The sequence below is a fragment of the Methanosarcina sp. 2.H.A.1B.4 genome (genome assembly GCF_000979385.1).
Taxonomy (GTDB): domain Archaea; phylum Halobacteriota; class Methanosarcinia; order Methanosarcinales; family Methanosarcinaceae; genus Methanosarcina.
In genome coordinates this window covers 21,206-28,194 of record NZ_JJOV01000034.1, presented here as the reverse complement: position 1 = coordinate 28,194, position 6,989 = coordinate 21,206, and the positions used below count along the sequence as shown (strand labels likewise).

At 40.9% G+C, this 6,989-nt stretch carries 7 protein-coding genes; all 7 read left to right on the top strand.

The genetic code is table 11. The annotated features are described in order from the left end of the window. Positions 1-704: 704 nt before the first annotated feature. The 7 genes from EO92_RS18935 (at position 705) to EO92_RS05815 (ending at position 6,885) form a co-directional block, all read left to right on the top strand. Positions 705-809 (top strand): CcmD family protein, encoded by a 105-nt coding sequence (locus EO92_RS18935; RefSeq protein WP_082106072.1) that lies wholly within the window; start codon positions 705-707, stop codon positions 807-809. A 25-nt stretch (positions 810-834) separates the two neighbouring features. Then, a complete protein-coding gene (locus tag EO92_RS05840) occupies positions 835-1,215 on the top strand; it encodes a cytochrome c maturation protein CcmE (protein WP_048161047.1) in 381 nt (126 codons plus the stop codon). Continuing rightward, positions 1,191-2,078 carry a geranylfarnesyl diphosphate synthase gene (locus EO92_RS05835; protein WP_048169991.1) on the top strand — a complete coding sequence of 296 codons (888 nt, stop codon included), beginning with the start codon at positions 1,191-1,193 and terminating at the stop codon, positions 2,076-2,078. The genes EO92_RS05840 and EO92_RS05835 overlap by 25 nt, the downstream gene beginning before the upstream one ends. Before the next feature lie 138 nt (positions 2,079-2,216). Continuing rightward, the gene (locus tag EO92_RS05830; RefSeq protein WP_048169989.1) at positions 2,217-3,398 is read left to right on the top strand and encodes a radical SAM protein; all 1,182 of its coding nucleotides are present in this window, start codon (positions 2,217-2,219) and stop codon (positions 3,396-3,398) included. A gap of 962 nt (positions 3,399-4,360) precedes the next feature. Continuing rightward, positions 4,361-4,690, top strand: coding sequence for an ATP synthase archaeal subunit H (gene ahaH, locus EO92_RS05825; RefSeq protein WP_048135999.1), 330 nt, complete (start codon positions 4,361-4,363; stop codon positions 4,688-4,690). Then, a complete protein-coding gene (locus EO92_RS05820; RefSeq protein WP_200896742.1) occupies positions 4,683-6,632 on the top strand; it encodes a V-type ATP synthase subunit I in 1,950 nt (649 codons plus the stop codon). The genes ahaH and EO92_RS05820 overlap by 8 nt, the downstream gene beginning before the upstream one ends. 4 nt (positions 6,633-6,636) lie before the next feature. Further along, positions 6,637-6,885, top strand: a complete 249-nt coding sequence (locus tag EO92_RS05815; protein ID WP_011024042.1) for a hypothetical protein — start codon at positions 6,637-6,639, stop codon at positions 6,883-6,885. The last annotated feature ends 104 nt before the right edge of the window (positions 6,886-6,989 follow it).

Here is a 6,989-nt window from a genome sequence, read left to right as displayed (position 1 = left end):
TGAATAGAATGCAAATTTAATAAAGTTGAAAAGTTCCAGTTTAACAACAGACGATTATTATATTATTACTACCAGTAATTGTAGGACAGCCTGTAAAGTGACGGGGATTAGCCTTAGATGTTCCGAAATTGATTCGTTTAGAATTTCGAGTCTGCAAATTCAGATTACTGACATTAAATCGTGTGAGAGTGCCAGTCGAATCGTCCTGATCATTGTATATTTTAAATTTATAAGTAGAGTTTAATTTTATTGTCAACCCTGCTTGCCTGCTTAGATAGGTTTTTAACATGAATATTTTAGAGTAAATCCCTCCAAATATGTATTTTACAATATAATATTATTGTCATTGTAAAATCTAGACTATCTGGCTAAATTCATCTCTTTTTGCTACTTTTTGAAATCAAATCACTTCATTTCTATGTGTCAGCTTTGCAAAAATTCTAATTTATATTTATGTATGTCATAATATAATACTGTGAAAATAATATTATGTTCTTTCGATTAAAATCACTATTATTATTTTTACTGTGGGGGTTAAACTCTAATTTTTCCTCTTTTTCTCCCGGGAATCTTATTTCTCTGATAAGGAATATATACTCTTATATAGAGCTAGACATAAGTTCTCAAAACCAGCTTTTTTCCCTTACACTGCCCTGGCTTCAAAACCGGGCTGGAGAAGCTGATAGCTCAAAGATGTGATACAAATGGAACCCTTTATTCTGGCGTTTGCAATCAGCTGGATCCTCATATTTGTCTACCTCCTTTCATTACTTAAGACGTATGCAGAGTTCAACAAAAGGTTAATGTAATGATCGAGTTATACGGGGTTTTAAAATGAATAAAAGAAAGAAATCCTTGCTTGCAGTTGCGTTTATTGCTGGTATATTTCTTATAGGGTTATATGGAGTTGACTCTTCAGACGGATACCTTGCGGTATCTGAGCTTCTCTCTGACCCTCAGAGCTATGTCGGACAGAATATAAATGCCATGGGAATTGTAGAGAATGGGAGCCTTGAAACGTCTCCTGGTATGACATCATTTGAACTGAAAGACGAAAATGATGAAAACCTTAAGATACATGTGAATTATGTAGGAAACCTTCCTTCCAATATTGCCGAAGGAAAACAGGTGACCATCAGCGGATCAATGGTTTCCGAATCTACGTTTGAGGCAAATAAAATAGTTACCGGATGCCCGTCAAAGTATACGGAGTAATATTGATGAATATTGAAGAATGGGACGAATACAGATATGTAGAAGCCGGGATCGAGGACTCAATTGCCCGAATAGAGGACCCCGGCTTAAAAAAAATGGTTGGGCATGTCTGTCATTCCGGAGGAAAACGAATTCGACCAATTATCCTGCTTCTGGTCAGCGAGATCTGTTCAGGCTCATATTCCCGGAGCCTTAATGCAGCCCTTGCCGTTGAAATGATGCACTCGGCTTCCTTAATTCATGATGACCTGCTGGACCAGGGGCTTATCCGGAGGAACCTGCCTTCTGCACCTGAAAAATTCGGGCCTTCCAGAGCACTGCTCTGTGGAGATTATCTTATTGCAAAATCTATTGCATTCATTTCCCCTTATGGAGAAAAGGTAATTCGAGATTTCGGAACGGCGGGAATCGATATGGCGGAAGGAGAAGTTCTCGACCTGAAGCTTGATGACGATAACTTCGGAGAAAACGAGTATTTAAAATGCATCTATAAGAAGACAGCTTCTCTATTCGCAATCAGTGCATCCATTGGGGCTTATACTGGAGGAGCTGATGAGGCTCTTGCGGAGCGTTTTAGCTTCTTTGGGAATTCCCTGGGAACTGCATACCAGATTGTTGATGACATCCTTGAATTTCTGGAAGTGGTCGAGGGCAAGGAATCTAAATTTACGTCTGAAACCCTGCCGCACATTTACATGAGGGACATGTCAAAGGAAGAAGCCTTAGAGAAGTCTATAGATTCTGTAAGGCGGCATGTTAGTGCCGCAAAAGAAACCCTTAGAACATTCCGGGAATGTCCGGCAAGGGATAAGCTTTTCCAGATTACTGATTATATAACTATAGACATGATTCAGAATATCTGATTTAGTTCTACTCATCCTGAAAAATGAATTGACTCTGTCGAATTTCTGTATCTAGAATGCCATAAATAATACCATCTAGTTTCCTACTTATATCCTAAAAGTTTTCAGCTTTTGACACTAACTTTATCAGGTGTATCCATGCGAGTATACGATAGTCCGGTGATTAAGGTAAATGCCAGTACAGATAACGAAAAGATGGTGCTCGATGCAGAGGGCCCTCTTTCCCAGCTTGCAAAACCCTTTTTGAAACGTATAAACAACATTTTTGCTGAAGAAAAACCCATTTCCGTGAGTGAAGACGAGATTATTTTCTCCACATGGATTCCTCCTATCCCGGGTCCTGTTTTCAGCCGGGTCATAAGTGCTGAAATCGCAGCAATAAGAAAAAAGCGTGTTCCTGATCAGTTTTCAATAGGGATTACCGCCCGCTGTCCAAACCGCTGTATTCACTGCGGGGCGGCCGATATACAGCCGGAAAGGGAACTGACCCTGGATGAGATCTGCAATGTCGTGGATCAGAGCCTGGACCTTGGGGCCTATATGGTTTCCTTTGATGGCGGAGAGACGATGCTCAGAAACGACCTTGTTGAGATGGTCGCCAGGGTGGACAAGACAAAGGCGATTGCGACATGTTTTACGTCTGGTTTCAAGCTCTCTGAGGAAAGGGCAAAGGCACTTAAGGCTGCGGGACTGTACGCTGCTAGGATCAGCATTGACAGTCCTTTCGAAGCTGAGCACGATCGTGTCAGGGGCAGGACCGGGGCATACCGGGATGCAATAGAGGGTATAAAAAATGCAGGTGCTGCCGGAATACTTACTGACATGTTTGTGGTTGTTTCTCCGCATAATATAGATGATCTTGAGGAGTTCTATTCCCTTGCAGCCGATCTGGAAATGAAAGAGATGTCGATCTATGAGATCATTGCAGTAGGGCGCTGGATGGAACATGAGGATGAGGTCATAAGCGAGAAGGACGTATCAAGGCTTAAGACGTTCCAGAAAGCCATGAACAGCAAACCCGAAGGGCCGAGAGTCACAGCTTTTCCTTATTTTATGGGTCCTGAACTTTTCGGATGCTTTGCCGGCAGGCGCTGGATGCATGTCGCTTCGGACGGAGAGGTCATGCCCTGTGCATATACTCCCCTATCGTTTGGCAATATATGCGAAGAGCCTCTGGAAACTATCTGGAAACGCATGGGGAAGCACAATGCCTACAAGAAGGATGACGCAGCCTATTGCATGATGCGAAACCCTGACTTCCGGAAGGAGTATATACATACCATTCCGAAAGGGGCCAAAATTCCTTATAAGCTTAAGTAATTCCTTTTTAATGCCCTTTTAAAGGGGCATATATTTATTTCTGGCTTTTTTGCTCCCTTTGGGGTTTCTTCTTCTCATGGATTTTTTGACCTTACTTCTTCTTTTGTCTCTTTCTCCCGTCATATCTTCCTGTAATATTTTCTGCATTTTTAGGGCTTGATGGGAATTTTTTAATTATTATTTTTTCATTTTCATTCTAAACTTTTAGGGGGGAACAAAAGCTTTATTTCTACTCTTCTTCTGAAATCACTCTCTTTTATCATTGGATCCCACGCAGTAATTCTCATTCAGGGAGTTTTGTTCGCATATTCTAAATTAAAATCTCTATTTAAACAGGAGGTCAATCTCTTCAAAATAATTTCTGCATTTCTATGAGAAAAAGGTTCACATCACGTGAATATACAGTATATATTTTAGCTAACTGTCTAATCTCTCACTCTCAATAAATTCATTTTTTTCTTTTTTAAAATCGCTTTAAATTTCTTATATCTAAAAGACAATGCTGTATGTGTTTTAAGGCTGAATTCTTATATGTAACTTATTTTATAAAGTCTTAAGTCAAAGCTGAAAATTCATATTTATTTTAAAATGACCTTGAAATCATCTATTAAATCATTAATTCGAATATTACTTTCATGGCTTTGCTCTTCTTTTATACAGGCAGGGTTTAACATTTTTTTCCAATCAATTATATTCTACTGTTTCTATTTAATTATTTTTTACTGTTCTATTTAATCTTTTGGATTTAAACCATATATTTTGTTATTTATATTTTTAAATTTCTTAAAAATTTCCTGCAAATTCTATGTATCATGAATAATCATTATGTTTACTCCCATCCTTTTCGATAAAACCGAAGCTGTTATATAGTTCTTTCGCGAAGGATTTGTTAACTACCTCCATTGGAGTAGGGATTTTTAATTATTAATTTATATATTAAATTTTGAGAGACGGAGATTCACATGGCTAAAAATGAAATCTTATCCGAAATAAAAAAAGCGGAAGAGAGCGCTAAATCAATGGTTGACGATGCCATTGATTCCAAAAACAAGCGTATCTCCGATGCTCGGGCCGAAGCCAGGGAAATCCTGAGACAGGCCGAAATCGATGCACATAAAGCTGCACAAGACTCTTTTAAAGTAGGTGAAGAAAAGATCCTGGAGGAAAGAGATAAGATCGTCAACGATGGTGAAAAAAACGCATTAGCCATGTCCCAAAAAGCTCAAGCTAATATCGACAAATCCGTCAATTACCTTGTACAGGAGTTTGAGAGGGCGGTCCTTAATGAGTAGACCTAAAGAGATGACAAGGGCCGTTATTGTCGGGCATAAAAGCATTCTAAAAGACACCATCGATTCATTGCATGATACGCATCTCTTTCATATTGAAGATTTTGTCGAGGACGAGTCTGGTTTTAAGATCAGCAAGCCATTTAAAAACGCAGAAGAAGTTTCAAAAAAGCTTGTGAAGATCCGTTCCATCTCCAATTATTTGGGGATTGTAAAAAAAGAACCGGTAGTTCAGAAAACTGACTCTGTTCTGCGCGACCTTGATTCGAAGCTGGATGAGCTGGACAGGGCAATTACAACTAAAACAGAATCAATTGCCCAGCTTGAAAATGAGTTGAAAGACCTGGATTCCCAGAAGAGGGAGCTCCTGCCTTATCTGTCCATCAATCTCGACTTCGATGATTACCGTGGCTACGAGAGCCTTAAGGTTTTCGCGGGTACTATAAAAGGAAGCCTGGATGGAAGTCAGATTTCGAGCATCACCAAAGCTTACGAGCTGTACTTTGACCCTCAATCAAAAGCGGTTGTACTGTTTGTAGCCAAAAACGATGCCGACAGAGTCTACGAATTACTTCAGAGTCTTGGATTCAGAGATCTCAGAGTTCCGGAAAGAGGTGGTGTCCCAAGCGAGCTGTTAAGATTTATCGAACAGAAAGAAGCCGAAGTCACCAGAAAGACCGAGTCCTTAAGGGCTGATATCGAATCCTTGAAAGTCAAGTATGCCGATTTCATCCTTGCAAGTGACGAGGTCTTGAGCATCGAGAGTCAGAAGGCAGAATTGCCTCTAAGGATAGCTACATCTGCAAACACATTCATAATCGAAGGCTGGACTCCAACCGAGAATTATGATAAAGTTGTCAGTACAGTCAACAGTGCCACTAATGGCAAGGCATACGTCACAAGCCTCGAAATTGATGAAGAGGAAGAGGAGCATGTCCCTGTTGAATACAACAACTCAAAAATAGCAGCGCCGATGCAGCAGATCATGGACCTGTACTCCAGGCCCAAGTATACTGAACTCGATCCATCCTCAGTGATCTTAATAACTTTCCCACTGATGTATGGGCTGATTCTCGGAGACATCGGATATGCAATGATACTGGGAGCAATTGCACTGGCTATCAAAAAAGCAGTAAAGTCAGATGCGGTGAAGCCTCTCATGGATATTCTGATCTATTGTCAGATATCAACATTTATATTCGGAATTATTTATGGCGAGTTCTTAGGATTCTCGTTAGCAAGTCTTCATACAGCACATGGTGTAATTCCAGGCCTGATTCCGGGTTGGGAAACTATTGTTCTGTTTGAAGGGCTCGGTGGCGAGGAATTTACGTTCCCTGTCCACAGAACTCACATGGTAATGACTATGATTGCAACAACTGTCGTAATAGGACTGCTTCAACTGAATCTCGGGTACCTTCTCGGATTTTCAAACATCGCAAGGCACCACGGAATAAAGCATGCAGTTCTTGAAAAAGGCAGTTGGCTTGTTATTCAGCTCGGTGTACTCGTTGCAGCAATCGGCTACCTTGGCGGCAATTCAGGACTGACTTACGTTGGTGCTGGTATTCTGATTCTCGGAATTGTGATGCTCACCATAGGTGAAGGTATCAAAGGCCCGATTGAGTTGCCATCTCTTATGGGTAATGCATTGTCTTATGCCCGTATTATCGCAGTTGGTCTGTCTTCGATTTACATCGCTTCAACGGTCAATGATATTGCTTTTAAAATGATCTGGGTGGATCACTCCAAGATCAGTTTCTTAGCAGTAGCTGCAATACTCGTGTTTATACTCGGACATGGCCTTAACTCTGTCTTGAGTATCATTGCTCCCGGACTGCATGCACTCAGATTGCAGTACGTAGAGTTCTTCGGAAAATTCTACGAAGGCGGGGGCAGAAAGTACAACCCATTCGGATACATTAGAAAATACACGGAGGAATAAAAACATGGTAGGAGAAGAATTAATCAGTGGACCTTTCCTGGACGCAGATGGAATGAAAGCACTCGGTGCAGCACTCGCAATCACAGTAACTGGGCTCGCATCTGCATGGGCTGAAAAAGAAATCGGCACCGCAGCAATCGGCGCTATGGCAGAAAACGAAGGGTTATTCGGTAAGGGACTTATCCTTACTGTCATTCCTGAAACCATCGTTATCTTCGGTCTTGTCGTTGCATTGCTTATCAATTCTGCTTAATTTAAGAGCGAATTCCGCTCTTAAATTTCTTAGAGCATCACTCTGAGCTTCTCTGGGTGTTTTTTCCTTACCAGGCAGAGCTGGAGTGATTCTGTGCTCTAAGT